Below are 21,176 nucleotides of genomic sequence, written 5' to 3'. Positions count from 1 at the left end.
CGACCGCTTCACCTTGCCGACCGCGCAATACGCGGCGCCGGCCAGCCCCCCGGAAGCCCCTGGCCGGCGATGTCGTCCCAGGATCGTTTTCCCCTTATCCAAGGAGCCCCATATGGCTGGCTGGTACGAGTTGAGCAAGAACGCGAAGGGCGAATTCCATTTCGTGCTGAAGGCGGGCAACGCCGAGACCATCCTCAGCAGCGAGCACTACGGTTCCCGGGCCGCCGCCGAGGGCGGCATCGCCTCGGTGCAGAAGAACAGCCCCGACCCGGCCCGCTACGAGCGCAAGGCCGCCAGCAACGGCAAGTTCTATTTCACCCTGAAGGCCGCCAACCACCAGGTCATCGGCACCAGCCAGATGTACGGCAGCGAGGCCGCGCGCGACGGCGGCATCGCCTCGGTGCAGAACAACGGGCCCAGCGCCACGGTGAAGGAGATCGCGTAGCACGCCTCGCGCGGCATGCGGGAACGGGCGGCGGCCCCGGCGGCTCCATCGCGCCGGGGCCGGTCTTTTTCCGGCGGCCCATCCGGATACGGGCCGGTCGTCCACGTGACATCCGGCACTGCGGCCGGGCCAGCGGGGCCATGCCACCATGCGGACGGCTTTCGGTGGAGATGGCGATGAAGTTCCAAGCAATGGCTATCGCATTGTGCGCGTCGCTCGTCGCTCCTTCGCTCCAGGCCGGGGAAACCTGGATCCTCCGCACCGACTTGTGGGGCAACCCGGCGTTCTCGACGCTGACCATCGAGCGCGACGGCGCGCGCATCGGCGGCGACCTCGATGGCGACCGGGTCGAAGGAACCCTTGCCGGGCAACGCATCGCGTTCGGCGCGATCGAACGCAACGGCGGCGTATCGCGCTACACCGCCGACATCGAAGGCGAGCGCATGCAGGGCGAGGTGGATGCGCCCGACACCAACGATCGCCAGGCGCGGGCGCGGCACCGCTTCAGTGCATGGCGTCTGCCGGAGCGCGCTGCGGGCGCGCCGCGCACGCTCGATTTCCAACCCACCGATTATTCCAACACCTGGAACGCGGACCGCGCGCCGGTGCTGGTGCTTTGGCCCGGCGACACGGTGCGGACCAAGACGCTCGATTCCGGTGGCGTGGACGAGCACGGCGTCACCCGCGCGCTGTTCGGCAATCCGCAGACCGGACCGTTCTTCGTCGCCGGCGCGGCGCCCGGCGACACCCTCGTCGTCCACCTGAGGCGGCTGCGATTGAACCGCGACTACGCCGACAGCCTGGATACGGTCGTCGGGCGCGCCCTGCCGTCCAGCCTTGCGGCGCAGGCCGGCGAACTCGGCAAGTCGGTGCGCTGGACGCTCGACCGCATGCGCGGCACCGCGCGGCCCGAACACGCCGACGGCGCGCTGGCCGGTTACCAGGTACCGGTGAAGCCGATGCTGGGCGGATTGGCGGTCGCGCCGGGATTCGGCATGCCGCCGGTCTCGACCGGCGACACCGGCCGCTTCGGCGGCAACATGGACTTCAACGAGGTGGTCGAGGGCAACACCGTCTACCTGCCGGTGCAGCAACCCGGCGCGCTGCTGTACCTGGGCGATGCCCATGCGCTGCAGGGCGATGGCGAAACCAGCCAGTACGCGCTGGAGACCTCGATGGACGTGACGTTCTCGGTCGAGCTGATCAAGGGCAAGGCGATCGCCATGCCTCGCGTGGAGTCGGCCACGCAGGTCATGGCGCTCGGCCAGGCCGGCTCGCTCGACGAAGCGCTCAAGGCCGCCAGCGGCGGCATGATCGCGTGGCTGCAGCAGGACTACGGCATGACGCTGTCGCAGGCGGCCCAGGTGCTGGGCAGCGCGGCGCGCTACTCGGTGGCGAACCTGGCCGGCCGCAGCGTCGGCGTGGCGGCGAAGATCGACAAGGCCTTGTTGCCGGCATCGCGGCGCGTGGTCAGCGTGGAAGCCGGTCGCGACGACCGGCCCGCGTTGTGATCGACGCTGCCATCCCTCGCAGGCGCGGCTGCAGGAGCGTTTTTGTGGGAGGGACCTCAGTCCTGACAGGCTTTACCGGGAAAGCTTGTCGGGACTGAAGTCCCTCCCACAAAGACTCTCTTCCCTATCCATTGTGGGGAAAGCTCCATCGCGGCTAATGGCCCTAGGCCACCCAGAGCCGCTCCCACAAAAGCCATGCCTGCGATGGGTTCTACCGAGGTACTCCCTACAAGCATTCCTGTGGGAGGGACTTCAGTCCCGACGGGCTTCACCGGGAAAGCCTGTCGGGACTGAGTCCCTCCCACAAAGACTCTCTCTTCCTTATCCATTGCGGGGAAAGCCCCATCGCGGCTGATGGCCCTGGGCCACCCAGAGCCGCTCCCACAAAAAGCGGCGCCTGCGATTCGCGACGAGGTGACGAAGGTCAGCCGGCCGGCATCGCCTCGTACGCGCGCCGCACCGCGATCTCGCCGTAGCGGCGCTCCAGCCGCCGGATCGTGAAGTGGCCGCGTGCCATCGCCTGGAAGTGGCGGATGAACAGCATGTTGAGCGCCGCGCCGCTGGCGGCGCCGACCAGCGGAACCGCCTGCGCGGCGAGCTTCTCGCTGACGTTGACCGAAAAGCGCGCCGCGATGCGCGAAAGCAGCGTCACCAGGGCCGGGCCGCCCTTGTGGGCGAGGCCGTGCGCGGCGATGTGGCGCGCGGCGGCGTTGACCTGCTGCGCCATCGCCGCGCGCACCGCGAAGTAGCCGGACTCGCTGCCGTCGTCGCCGCGGCTGGGGCCGCCGTGGGCGAGCACTTCCAGGCAGGCCAGCGCGGTTTCCGGATCGTCCAGCCGCTCGCCTTCGGCGCGCGCGATCGCGGCGATCGAACGCAGCATCAGCGTGGTGGTCAGCGGCAGTTCCACCGCCAGGCCGGGCAGGCCGAAGAACCCTCCGCCGGCGCCGGTGAACATCACCGCCAGGCGATGGCGGCCGGTGCCTGCGCTGCGCTTGTCGCGGCGCAGGGTCAGCAGCGCCGACCGCAGCGACAGTTGCAGCGCGCGCCGGCTGATCGCGTCGATGCGCTGCGCGACCGATTTCGGCAGGCGCTTGTTGATCAGGCTCTCGATCGGCGCGCCCACGTAGTTGGCCAGTTGCGCGGCCAGGCCGGGGTTCTCCAGCAGTTCGCGCGCGGTGGCGAGATCGCGCAGGGCGGACTCGTCCATCACCGGGATCGGCAGCGGTTCGGTCACGGCGTCACCTCTCGGGTTCGAAAGCCAGGGCACCGATCATAGGCAGGCAAAGCTTCACGTTCCGTCATGCCAGCGCGATGTGGTTTTTTTGTGGGAGGGATTTCAGTCCCGATGAGCTTTACCGATAGAGCCCGTCGGGACCGAAGTCCCTCCCACAACCTTCCTGAATCGGCTCAGCGCGACAGGTCGATCGCGCAGGTGCCGGTGCCGTCGCCGTTGTCCTTGAGCACGCGCACGCTGTCCACGCCGGCGGCGCGGGCGACGTCGAGCTTGCCCGGCGCGCAGCCGAAGCTCAGCGGGCCCTTGGCCTTGACCGGGGCGAAGCGCCAGGCGCGCGGCGGCAGGTCGGCGGCGCGCAGCGTGCCCTGCTTCTGCAGCCAGGCCGCGACGATCTCGCGCACGCCGTCCGGCGCCGGGAACACCACGCTGGAACCGTCCAGGCCCGGGAAGTTGCCGCCGCCGCTGGCGCGATAGTTGTTGGTCGCCACCACGAACGCCTGCCGCGGCGTCACCGGCTTGCCCTGCCAGGTCAGCGCGACGATGCGCTGCCCTTGCGGCCTGCTCACGTCGATCGTGTAGGCCAGCCCCGGCGCCTGCAGCTGGTCGGCGTTGTAGGGCACGTAGCGCTCGTTGATGAAGGGCTGCTCGCCGGGCTTGGCCGGATCGACCTGCGCGTAGCGGCTGGCGGACTGCTCCAGCCAGGCCTTGAGCCCGGCGCCGTCCACCTTCACTGCGGCCAGCGTGTTCGGATAGAAGTACAGGTCGGCGGCGCTGCGCAGGGTCAGCTCGCCGGCCGGCACGTCGGTGTAGTCGTCGGGACCGCCGAAACCGGTGCGGAACGGCGCCGCCGCCGACAGCACCGGCAGCGTGGCCAGGTCCGGGCGCGCCGCCGGCAGCTCGCGCAGCACGTAGTCGCGCTGGGCCGCGTTGACCACCGCCAGCGCGGTGCTGTTGCCCTGGTCGACGAAGTAGCTGCTCAGTTCGATCTCGCTGCGGCCGATCGGCGTGTTGACGTGGGCCTGGGCGGCGGCGTGCGCCTGCGCGACCAGCGGCGCGATCGCCGGGTCGGCCGGCACGCAGTCGTCCTTGCCCTTGCAGATCGGGCGCACCTGGCTCTGGCTGGCGGCGGCGTCAACGGTCCAGCGGCCGTCCTTGCGCACCAGCTTCAGGTCGATCACGCCCAGGTCCTTGCCGAAGAAGCCGCCCATCACCGCCGGCTTGCCGCGCACCAGGCCGCGCTGGTTGTCCACCTCCGGCATGCCGGCGAAGCGCGGCCCCGGGAACTCGGTGTGCGAATGGCCGAGCAGCAGCACGTCGATGCCCGGCACGGCGGCGAGGTGCCAGCCGCCGTTCTCCATGTCCGGCGTGTACGGCGCGGTGTTGAGCCCGCCGTGCAGGATGCCGACCACGATGTCCGGATGCTGCGCCTGCAGCTCGGGCAGGTAGCGCTTGGCGGCCTCGACCACGCCGGTCACGGTGACCTTGCCTTCCAGGTTCTGCTTGTCCCATTCCAGGATCGGCGGCGGGGTGAAGCCGATGATGCCCACGCGCAGCGGCACCTGGCGGGAGGTGCCGTCGGCGTCGGTGACGACGATCGGCTTTTCCACCACCGCCCACGGCTTGAAGATCGGCGCGCCGTCGCGCGCGCTGAAGACGTTGCTCAGCACCAGCGGGAAGGCCGGGCCGGCGCAGCGGTCGCTGCGGCCGCCATCGACGTTCATCGGCGTGCCGGTCACCTGCGACAGGAACGGCAGGCCGTAGTTGAACTCGTGGTTGCCGGCGGTCCCGCCGTCGTAGCCGATCGCGTCCATCGCCTTGTAGATGGCCAGCTCCTCGTCGCAGCCGACCGGCTTGACCTTGGCCTGGTAGTCGGCCAGCACGCTGCCCTGGATGGTGTCGCCGCTGTCGAACAGGAAGGTGTTGGGGAATTCCCGGCGCGCCTGCCGGATCAGCGTGGCCACCCGCTCGTAGCCGACGGTCTTGTCCTCGCGCTGCCGGTAGTAGTCGTAGCTGAGCACGTTGGCGTGCACGTCGGTGGTCTCCAGGATCGCCACCCGCGCCTGCGCACCGTCGGCCAGGGCGGTCTTCGCCGTGGGAGCGGAGGCGCAGCCGGCGAGCGCGGCGGTGGCGGCCAGGGCGAGCAGGGAGGGGCGGATCGGGGATGCGGGCATGGCGACGGCAACGGCTTGGGAAAAGTGCGGGAACGGTAGCAGATCGGTGTTTCCGTACGCCGTCACCGGATCGGTACCGCAAGGATCGTGGGAGGGACTTCGGTCCCGACGCTTCATCGGTACCGCCCGTCGGGACTGAAGTCCCTCCCACAAGAACCATGGCGAGGTTGCATCAGCCCGAAACTTTCTCGAGGACCCGTCGTCCCCGCGCAGGCAGGGGTGAAGCCGGGTTGCTTGTGAGCCATCGGCTCGCACCTGGCTGAACGCCGGAGCGCTATGCGCGAGGCCAGGGCGCAAACCAGCGCCTTGAGCCATTGCCACAAGGCGCTGGGTCCCGCCTGCCCGGGGACGACGGGATGGGAACGATGACCGAGGCCGATGCCGAAGGTGGCGGCAAAGTCCCGTCGCGGCTTGCACCGCTCCTGCGGAACGTTCCTGCGTCGCCCGGCAGCCATCCGTCCATCGTCATCTTCGCCCGCCTTGCCCCTCCCATGGCATCCAACGCCTACCATGAGCGTCCGCGCCGCTTCGGCACGCGGGCAGGGGACGGCGGCACCGACGGCGGAGACCGACCCGGCCTACACGTCCACTACGCTAGAACGGAAGCCACTACAGGGGGGGAGGAGGCGCCGATGCGCGCACGCGATGTCATCCAGGGTTGTGCCTGTGCCTTGCTGCTGGCGGCCTGCGATCCGCCCGCGCCAGGGTCCTCGTCCACCGGCGACGCGCCCGGCGAGCCCGCCGGCGGGACCTTCGCCGCCCGCGTCCAGGCGCAGGACGCAATGGTCCCGGAGGCGGCGATCAAGGCGCTGGCGTCGCTGTTCGCGCCGGCCGACGGCGAACTGCATTACTTCGCCCGGGCGGTGGACCTGAACGACGACGGGCACGACGAGGTGGTGGTGGAGGTGATCGGCCCGGCGGTGTGCACCGACGAGGGCTGCTCGGTGTTCGTACTGTCGCCGGACCCCACCGGCCTGTACAAGGTGGTCGCGCAGATCGGCCCGGCCGGCGCGCCCTTGTATGCGGCACGCTCGCGCAGCAACGGCTGGCGCGACCTGCTGGTCGGCATCAAGCCTGCGGGGCTGGCCCGGCTGGCCTACGACGGCAGGCGCTATCCGGAGAATCCCGCGCGCGTGCCGGTCCTGCCGCAGGCGCCGGCGGACGCGGAACTGCTGCTGCCCATCCCCGCCCCGACCGACCAGCCGGCCCCGCTGCCGGTGCCGGTCCCGCCGTGAGGCGTGCCGCTCAGGCCGACAGCGCGCGTTCGATATCGGCCAGCGGCGAGTTGGTGAGGTCCTTGGCGAGGTCCATCACCAGCCGCTGCTGCGCCTGCTTGTGCAGCAGCGGGCGGATCCGGCCCAGCGTCTGCGGGTCGGCCACCAGCACCAGGTGCGCGTAGCGGTTGTTCAGCGCGTCCTCGTTGAGCTGTTCGGCCAGCTGCTTGGCGAAGGTGGCCTCGTTCAACTGCGCGATGCTCATCCCGTCCGGCATCGCGCCGGCCGGCCCCTGGCCGATCACGCCCTGTTCGGCCAGGGCCTGCACCTGCAGTTCCTCCTGTTGCTTGAGCACCAGCCGGTGGTCGCTTCCGACGTTGGTGAACACGCGGGCGGAGCCGCCGTCGGCGACGACGACCAAGGTGCCTTCGGGGATCTGCGGCATGGGGTTTCCTCGTTACGGTTGACCCTCGACGGTAGGCCAGCCGATGTGAGCGGGGCGAGGAACAAACGTGTGCATCGCGTTATCCCGTCCGCCAGCGCGCTGCGGGGAAGACTCGTGCACGCATTCCGTGGCCGGCCGCGATGGTTCTCGTGGGAGGGACTTCGGTCCCGGCGGGCTTGCTGCACAAGCGCCGGGACCGCAGTCCCTCCCGCAAGGCCTCCGTCCTTCCCGGGATCTCCGCCCCGGCTCCGGCCATACGCCCGCGAACGTGGCCGCGCCGCGCCTCTGGGCTTAAGATGCCGCGCGCTTTGAAAACCGAGAGGCAACCGCTTTGATCATCCATCCCAAGGTCCGCGGCTTCATCTGCACCACCACGCACCCGACCGGCTGCGACCTCAACGTGCGCGACCAGATCGCCGCCACCCGCGCGCTGGGCGTGCGCAACGACGGTCCCAGGAAGGTGCTGGTGATCGGCGCCTCCAGCGGCTACGGCCTGGCCGCGCGCATCTCCGCGGCGTTCGGCTTCGGCGCCGACACGCTCGGCGTGTTCTTCGAGAAGCCCGGCAGCGAGAAGAAGGCCGGCACCGCCGGCTGGTACAACGCCGCCGCCTTCGACAAGTACGCCAAGCAGGCCGGGCTGTACTCGCGCTCGATCAACGGCGACGCGTTCTCCGACGAGGTGCGCGCCAAGGCGATCGAGCTGATCAAGAACGAGATGGGCGGCAAGGTCGACCTGGTCGTCTATTCGCTGGCCTCGCCGGTGCGCAAGCTGCCGTCCACCGGCGAAGTGAAGCGCTCGGCGCTCAAGCCGATCGGCGCGCCGTACACCTCCAGCGCGATCGACACCAACAAGGACCAGGTGGTCCAGGCCACGGTCGAGCCGGCCACCGAGCAGGAGATCGAGGACACCGTCGCGGTGATGGGCGGCCAGGACTGGCAGCTGTGGATCGACGCGCTGGAGCAGGCCGGCGTGCTCGCCGAGGGCGCGCGCACCGTGGCCTTCAGCTACATCGGCACCGAGATCACCTGGCCGATCTACTGGCACGGCGCGCTCGGCAAGGCCAAGGCCGACCTGGACGCCACCGCGCGGCGCCTGGACGCGCGCCTGAAGGCGATCGGCGGCGGCGCGGCGAACGTGGCGGTGCTGAAGTCGGTGGTTACCCAGGCCAGCGCGGCGATCCCGGTGCTGCCGCTGTACATCGCCATCGTCTTCAAGGTGATGAAGGCCAAGGGCCTGCACGAAGGCACCATCGAGCAGCTCGACCGCCTGTTCCGCGAGCGCATGTACCGCGCCGACGGCCAGCCGGGCGAGGTCGACGCCGAGAACCGCCTGCGCCTGGACGACTGGGAGCTGCGCGAGGACGTGCAGGCCGAGTGCAAGGCGATCTGGCCGCAGGTCACCACCGAGAACCTGTTCGAGCTGACCGACTACGCCAGCTACAAGCACGAGTTCCTCAAGCTGTTCGGCTTCGAGCGCGACGATGTGGACTACGACGCCGAGGTCGACCCGGACGTGAAGTTCGACGTCATCGAGCTTTGATCGACGCCGCCGTCGTCCCCGCGCGGGCGGGGACGCGGCCCGCCCCCGATCGGCGCGAAGGCCGCCGGATCCCGCGTCCACGGGGAGCATGCCTGGTGCCATGGAGATGGCACGGGCCGCGGCAAGGCTTGCCGCGGGCGCCAGCGCGGCGTGCACCGCTCCCGCCAAGCAGCGCACGCCTGGCATGTCCGCCCGGAGGCGCGCCACCCGGCGCATGCCGGACGCGCATTGCCGATCCCGGCCTGCACGACGGATAGTACGCACGCTCCTTGGCCCGACCGTCCATGATTCCTGCGCTATTGCCGATCGCCGTCGTCCTTGCCGTCGTGCTGCTGCTGTGGTGGCAACGGCGCCGGCGCCGCGACGAGGCATCGGCCGGATCCGCGGGAACGGACGCCGGGCCCCCGCCGCCGCCCACCCTCGCCAGGCCGGCACCGCCCCCGTTGCGGCCGCTGCTGCGGCGCATGTACGCGGCGGTGATGGACACGCCCGCGCTGGCCGAGGAGTCGCCGTGCCCGGACGAGGCCCAGGCCCACGTGCTGGCGGCCGCCGGCGACGTGCTCGATCGCCTCGACGTGCGCCCCCAGCAGATGCCGCGCCGTCCGCACCTGCTGCCGCAGCTGATGCGCGCGGTGAACGACCCCAATGCTTCCGGGCGCGACATCGCCGCGATCATCGCGCGCGACCCCGCGCTCGCCGCCAACCTGCTGCGCATCGCCAACAGCGCGCTCTACCGCCCGCAGGGCCAGCCGCTGGAAAACCTCGAACGCGCGGTGGTGCAGGTCGGGACCGAAGGCGTGCGCCAGATCGTCGCCACCGCGCTGATGCAGCCGGTGCTCGACCTGGACGGCTACCTGTTCGATCGCCTCCCGGCGGCGGTATGGGATTTCGCGCTGCGCAGCGCCGCGGCGACCGCCGGTTACGCGCGCCGGCGCCGGGGCGATGCGCTGTCGGCGCAACTGGTGGGCCTGCTGCACGGCCTCGGCGCGGTGGTGGCGATGCGCGTGCTGCGCGACGAGTACGCCAGCCGCCCCGGCATCGAGCCCGACCTGGGCGTGGCCGCGGCCCTGGTCGACCGCTATACCGCCGTCACCGCGCGCACCATCGCCATCGGCTGGAAGATGCCGCCAGCCCTCGCGGCGGCCCTCGACGAACAACGCCCCGAACGCGACGCCGTGGCCCCCGCCACGCCGTTGGGCACCGCCCTGCGCTACGGCCGCATGGCCGCCGCACTCGCGATCCTGGTACGCACCGGCGCCGAGACCGAAGAACACGCACTGGCGCAACTGGCCGCGCTGGAACCCGACACCGACGCCAATGCACGGCTGTGGAAGCGCCTGGTCGCACCGAACATAGAGTGAAGGGACCAACCCTCGCGGCCGGCGGGCTCGAGGAAGGCTGGGATTCGGGATTCGGGATTCGGGATTCGGAAAAGTAACGAGCCCGCTTCGGCTCGCGCGCGAGAAGGACGCCCGGCCTTGCGGGAACCTAAAGCCAACGCAATCCAGCCCGAACACAACCGCCGCCCACCGCAACACCACCCGTCGCTGAACCGCCCGATCCCCACCGTCAACACCGCAAACCACTCCACGTTCTCCGCATGGCCCGCCGTCCCCGACGGCATCGACGGAGACACCCCATGAACGGCCTTTTCCGCCCCCTCGCCCTGAGCGCCAGCCTCGCCCTGGCCGCCGCAGGCGCCGCCTTCGTTCCGCAAGCGCAAGCCCGCACCGTCGTCGAGGTGGTGGTCGGCGTCCCGCCGCCGCCGCCGTACTACGTGCGCGTGCCGCCGCCCCGTCCCGGCTACGTCTGGGCCCCGGGCTACTGGCGCTGGGATGGCCCCGTGCGCCGCCACGTCTGGGTGGACGGCTACTGGGAACCGGTGCGCGTGGGCTACTACTACCGCCCCGCGCATTGGGAACACCGTGGCCGCAACTGGTGGTTCGTCCCCGGCGGCTGGGTGCGCTGAACGTTGCCGCGGTTGTCATGCAACCGCCACCCGATCGCGCTAGATTCCGCCAGCCTCCGCAGGATGCGGTCCCGCTCCATCGCGCCGACGGCCCCGGCCGCCGGCGCACCGCACGCCGCGCCTGATGACCCGTCCCTCCCATTCCGCCCTGTCCCTTGCCTGGCCGCGCGCCGCGGGCGGATCCTGGGCGTGCCTGGCCCAGCCGGCTCCATTGCCCTGAACCGAGCCACACGTTGAAGACGCCACCCCGCCGCCCCGACACCCCCGACAACCCGCAACGCCGCCGCCTGCTCGGCGGCATGGCCCTGGCCGGCGGCGCCCTCGCCGTCGGCGCGCCGCCCGGCGAGAGCGCGGCCAGCGCGCGCCCGAAGGCCGCGCCTCGCGGGAGCGCCACCGCGCTGGACCACGCATTGCGCGAGCGCGTGCAGCGCATCGTGGTGATCTATTGCGAGAACCGCAGCTTCAACAACCTGTTCCCGGACTTCCCCGGCCTGCAACGGCCGCTGTCGGCCCTGAAGCCGGCCGGCGCGCTGCAGCGCGACCGCGACGGCAGCGTGCTCGACGTCCTGCCGCCGATCTGGGGCGGGATGGTGCCCGACGAACAGGTGGTCGACCATCGCCGCTACCGGATCGCCGAGGACGCGCTCGGCCCGCTGCCGAACGCACCGTTCGCGCTGGCCACGCCCGACGGCAGGCCGCTGCCGCACGGCGTGGTGACGCGCGACCTGGTGCACCGCTTCTACGAGAACCAGATGCAGATCAACGGCGGGCGCAACGACGGGTTCGCCGCCTGGGGCGACAGCGGCGCGCTGGTGATGGGCCATTACGGCGACGCGCCCGCCACGCTGCGGCTATGGCAGCTGGCGCGCGAGTACACGCTCTGCGACAACTTCTTCATGGGCGCCTTCGGCGGCTCGTTCCTCAACCACCAGTACCTGGTCGCCGCGCAGCCGCCGTTCTACCCCGATGCCGACCGCAGCCCGGCGCGCCTGCAGACCGCGATCCTCGACGGCGACGACCCGCGCGGCACGCGCCTGCTGCTCGACGAGAAGAGCCCGCCGAGCGCGCTCGACGGCCGCCCGAAGTTCGTCCGCAACGGCGCGCTCACGCCCGACTTCTGGGCGGTCAACACGATGCTGCCGCCGTTCCAGCCGTGCGGCATGAACAACCCGGCGCGCCCGGACTACGCCCCGGCCGACAGCGCCAACGTGCTGCCGCCGCAGCGCCATCGCCACATCGGCGACGCGCTGGACGCGGCCGGCGTGGACTGGGCCTGGTACGCCGGCGGCTGGGCGCTGGCGGTGCAGGGCAACGGCGAGACCGGCGAGACCGCCGAGTTCCCCGGCAGCCCCAACTTCCAGTACCACCACCAGCCGTTCAACTACTTCGCCAACCTCGCCCCCGGCACGTCCGCGCGCGCCAGGCGCCTGCGCGACGGCGGCCTCGGCGACAGCGCGCCGGGCAACCGCTTCATCGCCGACATCCGCGACGGCAAGCTGCCGCCGGTGACGTTCTACAAGCCGCAGGGCAATCTCAACATGCACGCCGGCTACTCCGACGTCGCCGCCGGCGACCGCCATGTCGCCTGCGTGATCGACGCACTGCGCAACGGCCCGCAGTGGGAGAACACCGTCGTGGTGATCACCTTCGACGAGAACGGCGGCTGGTGGGACCACGTCGCCCCGCCCAGGGCCGATCGCTGGGGCCCGGGCTCGCGCATCCCCGCGCTGGTGGTCTCGCCGCTGGCCAGGCGCGGCTTCGTCGACCACACCGTCTACGACACCGGCTCGATCCTGCGCCTGATCAACCGCCGCTTCGGCCTGGAGCCGCTACCGGGCCTGGTCGAACGCGAACGCGCGATGCAGGCCGCCAGCGGCGTGACGCCGGGCGACCTGACCAACGCGCTGGAACTGGGTTGAGCGGGCAGCGGCGGGAATCCCGCGCCGTGACCCGGCGGCGGTAGGGGCGCGGACGCTCAGTTCGCGCCTTCCTGCGCCTGTCCATCGCACGGCCGGCCGTCGCTGTCGCACATCGCCGCGGCGCGCTGCATCTGCGCCTCGTTCAGCGGCGGCGGCCGCGCGATCGCCGCCTGGATCTCGTCGCGCCCGCCGGTCAAGCGATGTACGCCCTTCGCGATTGCCGCGACACCGTAGTAGAGCCCCATCATCACATAGCCCCCGCCCTCGCTAACCTGCTTGACGCTCGGCGGCGGCCTGTAGGCACGATCGAAGCGATTGGGCTCGACTTGCACGGGATTACGGAACCGGTACAGGTCGACCGGGGTTTCCTCCTCAGGGGCGAGCGCACGGACCTCGCCCAGCGTAGGGATGTCGGCCTGCGGCTGCGGATCGCCTGGCACGCCCGGGGTCTGGGCCCGTGCCGTCCCCAACGCAATGCATAGCAGGACGGCGATCTTGTGCCTGGCCATGGATATCGAACCTGTTCCTCCTTGAGTCCGCTAGCCTATCCGACAAGCGACGGGCCCGCTTGCCATGCCATCTCGGCATGGCAAGCTTGGCGGACCGAGTCCAGGAAGCCCTGCGATGACCTTCTTCCGGAAACTGCCGAGGCCGGCACTATTCCTGCTGGCCGCCGCGGCCATCTTCCAGTTCGGCCGCAGCATGGGCGAGTTCGCCTACTGGGTTTCGCACTGACGAACCCGCCGCAGCGGCTCAAGTACCGCCGCGCACCGGTTCCGCCGCCTCGATGCCGTCGCCGGCCACCACGTTCTCCGGCAGCGATGGCAATACCGGGTCGACCGTGACCGGCACGTCGCCGCGCACCAGCGCGCGCGCCTCGGCATCGCTGCCCACCGCCGGCGGCGAACCGCGCAGCGGCAGGCCGGCCGTCTCGCGCACGAACAGCATCGTCACCAGGCCGATCGCCGCCGCACCCATCAGGTAGTAGGCCGGCACCAGCGGGTCGCCGCTGCGCTCGACCAGCCATGCGGTCACCAGCGGCGTGGTGCCGCCGAACAGCGAGACCGAGACGTTGAAGGCGATCGACAGCGCGCTGTAGCGCACCGGCGTGTAGAACAGCGCCGGCAGCGTGGACGGCATCGAGCTGGTGAAGCACACCAGCGCCAGGCCCAGCAGCACCAGGCCGAGGAAGATCAGGCCGTCGTGGCCGCTGCCGACCAGCTTCAGGCACGGCACCGCCAGCACCATCAGCGCCACGCAGGCGCCGATGATCATCGGCCGCCGTCCCAGGCGATCGCTGAACAGTCCGCCGAGCACGTTGAGCGGCATCATCACCAGCATCACGATCAGGATCAGCAGCAGGCCCTTGGTCTCGGCGTAGCCCATCGTCACCTCCAGGTAACTGGGCATGTAGGTCAGCAGCATGTAGTCGGTGACATTGAACACCAGCACCAGGCCCACGCACTTGAGCAGCTGCGGCCAATGCACGCGCAGCATCTCGGCCAGGCGCGGCGCGGCATGCTCGCGCTCGCGGCGCTCGGCCTGCTCCACGTGCGCGCGGAACGCCGGCGTCTCCTCCAGCTTCATGCGCATGTACAGGCCGAGCAGGCCGAGCGGCCCCGCCACCAGGAACGGAAGGCGCCAGCCCCATTCCAGCATCTGCGCCGGCGTGAGCGACCAGTGCAGCGCGGTCACCACGCCGGCACCGGCGATGTAGCCGGCCAGCGTGCCGAACTCGAGCCAGCTGCCCATCAGGCCGCGGTTGCGGTCGGTGGCGTACTCGGCGATGAAGGTCGCCGCGCCGCCGTACTCGCCGCCGGTCGAGAAGCCCTGCACCAGCCGCGCCAGCAGCAGCAGCGCCGGCGCCCACAGGCCGATGCGGTCGTAGGAGGGGATCAGGCCGATGCTGAAGGTGCCCAGCGCCATCAGGATCATCGTGAAGGCGAGCACCTTCTGGCGGCCGTAGCGGTCGCCGAGCGGGCCGAACACCAGCCCGCCCAGCGGACGCACCAGGAACGCGACCGTGAACGTGGCGAAGGTGGCGATCAACTGCGCGGTCGGGCTGCTGGTCGGGAAGAACACCTGGCCGAGCACCACGGCGATGTAGCCGTACACGCCGAAGTCGAACCACTCCATGGCGTTGCCGAGCGCGGCGGCGCCGACCGCCTTGCGCAGCATGGGACGGTCCACCACGGTGACGTCGTCGAGCCGCAGCTGGCGCCTGCGCTTGAACCAGCCGAAGTGGACGTGGGCGGCATGCGAATCCTGCATCTGGGTTTTCCTCCTGCGGCGATGCCGATCCTGTTTCCGTTGCGCGCGCGCAAGCAGGCCCATGCCGATGCGCCGAATGCGCGTGGACTTGTGGGGAATCGCCGGGCCTCCGCGTGCGAACCACGGACGGCCAGGCCAGGATTGGCAGGTGAGAGGACCGGGCGGAACACGGTCCAGGGAACGGATTGCGAACGACATTATAACCGCTGCGCTCACGCGAGCCTGACTGCGCGTTCACATCGATGCGCTATCGCGCGCGATGCGCGATGTCGCGCATGGAGGCTTCGCCCGCCTGCACGACGCGCCCGCCCTATCTCCCCACGCCGATCCGTCCTAAGGTCTTGCACCGGATCGTCCAAAGGGGAACCACGCCATGCGCCTGCCGCACTTGATCGCACCGGCCATGCTCGCCTGCGCCGCCGCGGCCCATGCCGCGCCGCCGGGGCAACGCACCTACGCCAACCCGCTCGACATCGACTACCGCTACAACTTCGAGCAGCTCAACGAGGGCATTTCCTACCGCACCGGCGCCGATCCGGTGTTCGTGCGCTCCGGCGACGCGTACTACCTGTTCCTGACGCTGGCCGACGGCTACTGGCGTTCCACCAACCTGGTCGACTGGACCTTCGTCGCGCCCAGCCGCTGGCCGTTCGAGAGCATCGTCGCGCCGGCCGTCGTGGCCGACGGCGAGCGGCTGGTGATCATGCAATCCGCGTTCGGTCCGCGCCCGCTGCTGGAAACGCGCGATCCCGCGCGAGGACGGCTCGATTTCCTCACGCGCCTGCTGCCGTCGATCCCGACCGCGATGGCGGAAGGCCGCGACCAGCCGCCGCTGCCGCCGGGCCGCACGCCGCCCGGCCCCTGGGATCCGGCGCTGTTCATCGACGACGACGGCCAGTGGTACCTGTACTGGGGCTCGTCGGACCGCTATCCGCTGTACGGCATCGCGATGGACCGCGGCGCGCGCGGCTTCGCCTTCCGCGGCACGCCCACGCCGCTGGTCTCGGCGGACCCGCAGCGCCACGGCTGGGAACGCTTCGGCCCCGACCACCGCGGCGCGGTCCTCTCCGACGGCAGCATCGCGCGCAGCTACCTGGAAGGCGCGTGGATGACCAAGGCCGGCGGCCGCTACTACCTGCAGTACGCCGCACCGGGCACCGAGTACAACGCCTATGCCACCGGCGTCTACGTCGGCGACCATCCGCTCGGCCCGTTCCGCTACGCCGACTACAACCCGGTGGCGTACAAGCCCGGCGGTTTCGTGCAGGGCGCCGGCCACGGCTCCACGTTCCAGGACGCGCACGGCAACTGGTGGAACAGCGGCACGCCATGGATCGGCGCCAACTGGACCTTCGAGCGCCGCATCGCGCTGTTCCCGGCCGCCTTCGCCGACGACGGGCAGATGCGCGTGTCGACCCGCTTCGGCGACTTCCCGCACTGGATGCCGGATGGCCCGGTCGACGATCCGCAGGCGCTGTTCACCGGCTGGATGCTGCTGTCCTACCGCAAGCCGGCGCATGCCTCGTCCACGCTCGGCGAGTTCGCCGCGGCCCGCGTCACCGACGAGGACCCGCGCACGTTCTGGGTCGCCGCGCGCAACGCCTCTGGCGAGGCGCTCACCGTCGACCTGGGCGCGGAGAAGACCGTGCGCGCGGTGCAGGTGAACTACGCCGACTACCGATCCGGACGCTATGGCGATGCGCCCGACATCTATACGAGCTTCCGGCTCGAACACTCGCGCGATGGCCGCCATTGGCAGCCGCTGGCCGAGGTCGGCGACGGCCCGGACCGCCGCGACCGCCCCAATGCCTACCTGCACCTGCCCGCGCCGGTGCGCACCCGCTACGTGCGCTACGTGCATGGGCACGTCGGCGCCGCGCACCTGGCGATCAGCGACCTGCGCGTGTTCGGCAACGCCGACGGCCCGCCGCCCGCGACGCCGCGCGAGGTGCGCGTCGAGCGCGGCAGCGACCGCCGGGACGCCACCGTGCGCTGGCGGGCGGTACCCGGCGCGGTCGGCTACAACGTGCGCTGGGGCCTGCGTCCGGACCGCCTCGACCTGACCTACCAGGTCTTCGCCGACCGCGGCACCGAACTGGAGATCCGCGCGTTGAACGTCGATACCGGCTACGTGTTCGCGGTGGAAGCGTTCGACGAACGCGGGGTCTCGCCGGTCAGCGAGGTGGTGCCGGCGAAGTGAAGGCCAAGCCGCCGGACGACATGCGATCGCCCGGCACCGCATGTCCGTCTCACAGGCTGAGACGCCCTCGTGCTTTGATGGCGCCCTTTGATCGGCCGACCGTCTCCATGACCTTCTCCCTCGCCCCCCGCACCGAAGCCAGCGAACGGGCGCTGGCGACCACCGATGGCCGGCCGTCGCGGGACGGGGCGCTGCTGAGCCGGCGCCTGGAGCGGCGCTATCGCGACCGGATCACCGGCAGCTTCACCATCCCCGGGCGCGAGGGACGCTATGCGCCGATCCCGGACGACGTGCCGGCCGCGCTGAAGGCGGCGCTGCGGGCGCGCGGGATCGAGCGGCTGTACTCGCACCAGGCCGAGGCCTGGGAGGCGACGCAGCGCGGCGAGCACGTCGCCATCGTCACGCCCACCGCCTCGGGCAAGTCGCTGTGCTACACGCTGCCGGTGGTCAGCGCGGCGATGCAGGGCGATGCGAAGGCGCTGTACCTGTTCCCGACCAAGGCACTGGCGCAGGACCAGGTGGCCGAGCTGCTGGAGCTCAACCGCGCCGGCGACCTGGGCGTGAAGGCCTTCACCTTCGACGGCGACACGCCGGGGGACGCGCGCCAGGCGATCCGGCTGCACGGCGACATCGTGGTCAGCAACCCGGACATGCTGCACCAGGCGATCCTGCCGCACCACACCAAGTGGGCGCAGTTCTTCGAGAACCTGCGCTACGTGGTGATCGACGAGATCCACACCTACCGCGGCGTGTTCGGCAGCCACGTCACCAACGTGCTGCGCCGGCTCAAGCGCATCTGCGCGTTCTACGGCGCCGAGCCGCAGTTCATCCTGTGCTCGGCGACGATCGGCAACCCGCACGCGCATGCCGAGGCGCTGGTCGAGCAGCGCGTGCATGCCATCGTCGAGTCGGGCGCGCCGAGCGGCGACAAGCACGTGCTGCTGTGGAACCCGCCGGTGGTGAACCCGGACCTGGGCCTGCGCGCGTCGGCGCGCTCGCAGAGCAACCGCATCGCGCGCATCGCGATCAAGAGCGGGCTGAAGACGCTGGTGTTCGCGCAGACGCGGCTGATGGTGGAGGTGCTGACCAAGTACCTGAAGGACATCTTCGACCACGACCCGCGCAAGCCGGCGCGCATCCGCGCCTATCGCGGCGGCTACCTGCCGACCGAGCGGCGCGAGGTGGAGCGGGCGATGCGCGCCGGCGACATCGACGGCATCGTCTCGACCTCCGCGCTGGAGCTGGGCGTGGACATCGGCGCGCTCGACGTGGTGATCCTCAACGGCTATCCGGGCAGCGTGGCCGCGACCTGGCAGCGCTTCGGGCGCGCCGGGCGCCGCCGGCAGCCGGCGCTGGGCGTGCTGGTGGCCAGTTCGCAGCCGCTGGACCAGTACGTGGTGCGGCATCCGGACTTCTTCGCCGACGCTTCGCCCGAACATGCGCGGATCGCGCCGGACCAGCCGCTGATCCTGTTCGACCACATCCGCTGCGCCGCGTTCGAGCTGCCGTTCCTGGCCGGCGAGACGTTCGGCCCGGTCGACCCGGCGGTGTTCCTGGAGGCGCTGGCCGAGAGCGGCGTGGTGCACCAGGAGGGCGAGCGCTGGGAGTGGATCGCCGACAGCTACCCGGCCAACGCGGTGAGCCTGCGCTCGGTGGCCGACGGCAACTTCGTGGTGGTGGACCGCAGCGACGGCAAGCAGCAGATCATCGCCGAGGTGGACTATTCGGCCGCCGCGCTGACCCTGTACGAGGGCGCGATCCACATGGTGCAGTCCACGCCCTACCAGGTGGAAAGGCTCGATTGGGACGGCCGCAAGGCCTACGTCACGCGCACGCACGTGGACTACTACACCGACAGCATCGACTACACCAAGCTGAAGGTGCTCGACCGCTTCGACGGCAGCGCGGCCGGGCGCGGCGACAGCCACCACGGCGAGGTGCACGTGGTGCGGCGCGTGGCCGGCTACAAGAAGATCCGCTACTACACCCACGAGAACATCGGCTACGGCCCGGTCAACCTGCCTGACCAGGAACTGCACACGACCGCGGTGTGGTGGCAGCTGCCGCAGGCCACGCTGCTGCGCGAGTTCGCCGATCGCCAGGCCGCGCTGGACGGTTTCCTCGGCGCGGCCTACGCGCTGCACATCGTCGCCACGGTCGCGGTGATGGCCGACGCGCGCGACCTGCAGAAGGCGGTCGGCAACGGCGACGGCGCCTGGTTCGCGATCGCCGACGAGAGCGGGCGCGGCCAGGTGCGCGGCGCCGAGCGCGAGGGCGGGGTGGAGCTGCAGCAGAGCTTCGTGCCGACCGTGTACCTGTACGACAACTTCCCCGGCGGCGTGGGCCTGAGCGAACCGCTGTGGCGGCGCCAGGCGGAACTGGTGCAGCGCGCGGGCGAGCTGGTGCAGCGCTGCGACTGCAAGGCCGGCTGCCCGGCCTGCGTCGGCCCGGTGCTGGCGGCGCAGGAGGAAGGCCGCGGCGACTCGCCGAAGACGCTCGCGCTGAAGGTGCTGGCCCTGCTGCGCGAGGCCGACGCGCTGCGATGAGCATCAGCCTGGACAAGCTGCGCGCGCTGCGGAAGCAAGCGGGCGGAGCGGTGAAACCGGCGGAAGCTTCCGAGCCTGCCGTCCACGCCACCGCCCGGGAAAATGGCCGCGCCCCGGCGACCTCGACCCGCCACGATGCTCGGCGCGCCGCCGCGCGGGGCGATGCTTCCGACGAGGGCTGTCTTGTGGGAGGGACTTCAGTCTCGACAGGGCTTCCCTCTGATGCAGAGAGCCCGCACAAAAGCCCGTCGGGACTGAAGTCCCTCCCACAGAAGTCCCTCCCACAAAACACACCCGCCCCGCAGGGTTCGGCATTCGCCTGGATCGACGCATCCGCGAGTCCCGCGGCTCCCGTGCGCAATGCCTCCCATGACCTCGACGCCTTGCGTCGCCTGCTCGGCCTGCGCGAACGCAAGCCAACCGCAAGCGCCTCCGCGCCGGCCCGCCCGGCCGCGGTCGACCGCACGCTGCCGGGGCAGGAGATCGCCCCGGGCCTGTGGCGGATCGAAGCCTTCCTGCCGCAGCCGATCCCGGCCGCGCCGCTGTCGCTGGCGTTCGCGCGGCGCCCGGACGACGCCGTGGCCCCGCGCGACCTGCTGTTCTTCGACACCGAGACCACCGGCCTGGCCGGCGGCACCGGTACGCGCGCCTTCATGATCGGTGCCGCCGACTGGCACGTGGACGCCGCGGGCCGCGAAGGCCTGCGCGTGCGCCAGCTGCTGATGGCGACGATGGCGGCGGAGACCGCGATGCTGCGCGAGTTCGCCGGCTGGCTGGGCCCGGCCACGGTACTCTCCAGCTACAACGGCCGCTGCTACGACGCCCCGCTGCTGAAGACGCGCTTCCGGCTGGCCAGGTTGGCCGAACCGCTGGGCGCGCTCGACCACGTCGACCTGCTGTTCCCCACCCGCCGCCGCTATCGCGGCCACTGGGAGAACTGCCGCCTGGCCACGATCGAGCGGCACCTGCTGCGGATCGTGCGCGAGGACGACCTCCCCGGCTCGGAAGCCCCGGCCGCCTGGCTCACCTGGCTGCGCGGCGGCAGCGCGCGCAGCCTGCACCGCGTCGCCGCGCACAACCACCAGGACGTGGTGACGCTGGCGTTGCTGTTCCGGCGCCTGGTGGAAGCGGAAGCGGAGGAGCGGACGGCTTTGCGGTTGCAGGAAGCCGGCATGAGTGAAAGCGATCCGCCCATCAGCTTCAGCGAATGAATGAAGGCGCCCGTGCTGTTGCTGTTGCTCGCGGTTTTGCTTTGGGCTGGGTAACGCTTCCTCGCGCGGCGGCGCGCCCACCTCCATGGCCCACGAATGCCACTGCGGCACGGGCCCCTCCGAAGCGGCGGAGACGCCGGAAAAACCCGTAGGGCGACGTGCATGGGCTCGCCGGAAAAAGGCGAAGCACTGCTTCGCCCCGGCGGGCGGGCATTCGCCGCGCGGCGAATGCCCCGGACTCGGCCGCGTAGCGGACGAGCCCCGTCGAAAAATCCCGCCGGCTCCGCGGACCCGCAGCAAAGCTGCGGGCGCGCAGGCGGGGTGTGTTTGATCAGCCGTTCGGCTGCTGTGAAGCGCTTCTTTGGGTTACCTTTCTTTACGCGGCACATCCTTGTGCCGCGCCCTTCGGGTCGGCTTCGCCGTGCGGCGCCGCTCCTGCGGCGCGCGTGCACAAGCAAAGAAAGGTGACTCGCCGCAAGGCGAAAGCTTTTGCTGCTGCC

Annotated in this window: 15 protein-coding genes; 10 read left to right on the top strand and 5 right to left on the bottom strand. The window is 70.9% G+C overall.

From position 1 onward, the window contains the following. Positions 1 to 112: 112 nt before the first annotated feature. Both FD678_RS13780 and FD678_RS13775 read left to right on the top strand, forming a co-directional pair. Positions 113 to 445 (top strand): YegP family protein, encoded by a 333-nt coding sequence (locus FD678_RS13780; protein WP_140724637.1) that lies wholly within the window; start codon positions 113 to 115, stop codon positions 443 to 445. Positions 446 to 621: 176 nt separating this feature from the next. Beyond that, on the top strand, positions 622 to 1,956 hold the full coding sequence (locus FD678_RS13775; protein ID WP_140724634.1) for an acetamidase/formamidase family protein: 1,335 nt from the start codon (positions 622 to 624) through the stop codon (positions 1,954 to 1,956). Positions 1,957 to 2,380: 424 nt separating this feature from the next. Here the strand turns inward: FD678_RS13775 and FD678_RS13770 are convergent, their stop codons facing one another. Both FD678_RS13770 and FD678_RS13765 read right to left on the bottom strand, forming a co-directional pair. Further along, positions 2,381 to 3,190, bottom strand: coding sequence for an EcsC family protein (locus FD678_RS13770; RefSeq protein WP_218569726.1), 810 nt, complete (start codon positions 3,188 to 3,190; stop codon positions 2,381 to 2,383). A 173-nt stretch (positions 3,191 to 3,363) separates the two neighbouring features. Beyond that, positions 3,364 to 5,361, bottom strand: a complete 1,998-nt coding sequence (locus FD678_RS13765) for a bifunctional 2',3'-cyclic-nucleotide 2'-phosphodiesterase/3'-nucleotidase (RefSeq protein WP_140724631.1) — start codon at positions 5,359 to 5,361, stop codon at positions 3,364 to 3,366. Between the two features lie 632 nt (positions 5,362 to 5,993). Here FD678_RS13765 and FD678_RS13760 point away from each other — a divergent pair. After that, entirely contained in the window at positions 5,994 to 6,596 is a 603-nt protein-coding gene (locus FD678_RS13760; protein WP_140724627.1) for a hypothetical protein, read from the top strand. A gap of 10 nt (positions 6,597 to 6,606) precedes the next feature. Here the strand turns inward: FD678_RS13760 and FD678_RS13755 are convergent, their stop codons facing one another. Further along, positions 6,607 to 7,020, bottom strand: coding sequence for a host attachment family protein (locus FD678_RS13755; protein WP_140724624.1), 414 nt, complete (start codon positions 7,018 to 7,020; stop codon positions 6,607 to 6,609). 331 nt (positions 7,021 to 7,351) lie between these two features. On the opposite strand from FD678_RS13755, the gene fabV reads away from it, so the two are divergent. From fabV to acpA, 4 genes are all read left to right on the top strand, one after another. Then, positions 7,352 to 8,560: an enoyl-ACP reductase FabV gene (fabV, locus tag FD678_RS13750; protein ID WP_140724621.1), complete on the top strand. Its 1,209-nt coding sequence runs from the start codon at positions 7,352 to 7,354 to the stop codon at positions 8,558 to 8,560. A 284-nt stretch (positions 8,561 to 8,844) separates the two neighbouring features. Beyond that, positions 8,845 to 9,921: an HDOD domain-containing protein gene (locus FD678_RS13745; RefSeq protein ID WP_140724618.1), complete on the top strand. Its 1,077-nt coding sequence runs from the start codon at positions 8,845 to 8,847 to the stop codon at positions 9,919 to 9,921. 278 nt (positions 9,922 to 10,199) lie between these two features. Further along, positions 10,200 to 10,529 carry a YXWGXW repeat-containing protein gene (locus FD678_RS13740; protein ID WP_140724615.1) on the top strand — a complete coding sequence of 110 codons (330 nt, stop codon included), beginning with the start codon at positions 10,200 to 10,202 and terminating at the stop codon, positions 10,527 to 10,529. Between the two features lie 233 nt (positions 10,530 to 10,762). Next, positions 10,763 to 12,448: an acid phosphatase gene (gene acpA / locus FD678_RS13735; RefSeq protein WP_256661933.1), complete on the top strand. Its 1,686-nt coding sequence runs from the start codon at positions 10,763 to 10,765 to the stop codon at positions 12,446 to 12,448. A 56-nt stretch (positions 12,449 to 12,504) separates the two neighbouring features. Here the strand turns inward: acpA and FD678_RS13730 are convergent, their stop codons facing one another. Further along, positions 12,505 to 12,957, bottom strand: coding sequence for a hypothetical protein (locus tag FD678_RS13730; RefSeq protein ID WP_140724611.1), 453 nt, complete (start codon positions 12,955 to 12,957; stop codon positions 12,505 to 12,507). A 244-nt stretch (positions 12,958 to 13,201) separates the two neighbouring features. After that, on the bottom strand, positions 13,202 to 14,719 hold the full coding sequence (proP, locus tag FD678_RS13725) for a glycine betaine/L-proline transporter ProP (RefSeq protein ID WP_140724608.1): 1,518 nt from the start codon (positions 14,717 to 14,719) through the stop codon (positions 13,202 to 13,204). A gap of 373 nt (positions 14,720 to 15,092) precedes the next feature. Here proP and FD678_RS13720 point away from each other — a divergent pair, with 373 nt between their 5' ends. From FD678_RS13720 to FD678_RS13710, 3 genes are all read left to right on the top strand, one after another. Beyond that, positions 15,093 to 16,919 (top strand): family 43 glycosylhydrolase, encoded by a 1,827-nt coding sequence (locus FD678_RS13720; RefSeq protein WP_177497796.1) that lies wholly within the window; start codon positions 15,093 to 15,095, stop codon positions 16,917 to 16,919. A gap of 107 nt (positions 16,920 to 17,026) precedes the next feature. After that, positions 17,027 to 19,465 carry a DEAD/DEAH box helicase gene (locus FD678_RS13715; protein ID WP_177497794.1) on the top strand — a complete coding sequence of 813 codons (2,439 nt, stop codon included), beginning with the start codon at positions 17,027 to 17,029 and terminating at the stop codon, positions 19,463 to 19,465. A gap of 353 nt (positions 19,466 to 19,818) precedes the next feature. Next, the gene (locus tag FD678_RS13710; RefSeq protein ID WP_218569725.1) at positions 19,819 to 20,676 is read left to right on the top strand and encodes a ribonuclease H-like domain-containing protein; all 858 of its coding nucleotides are present in this window, start codon (positions 19,819 to 19,821) and stop codon (positions 20,674 to 20,676) included. Positions 20,677 to 21,176 lie beyond the last annotated feature (500 nt).

Source organism: Pseudomonas sp. Hp2 (assembly GCF_006386585.1).
Taxonomy (GTDB): Bacteria; Pseudomonadota; Gammaproteobacteria; order Xanthomonadales; family Xanthomonadaceae; genus Pseudomonas_S; species Pseudomonas_S boreopolis.
The sequence above is the reverse complement of the archived record's forward strand: the minus strand, read 5'-3'. Positions and strand labels throughout refer to the sequence as shown.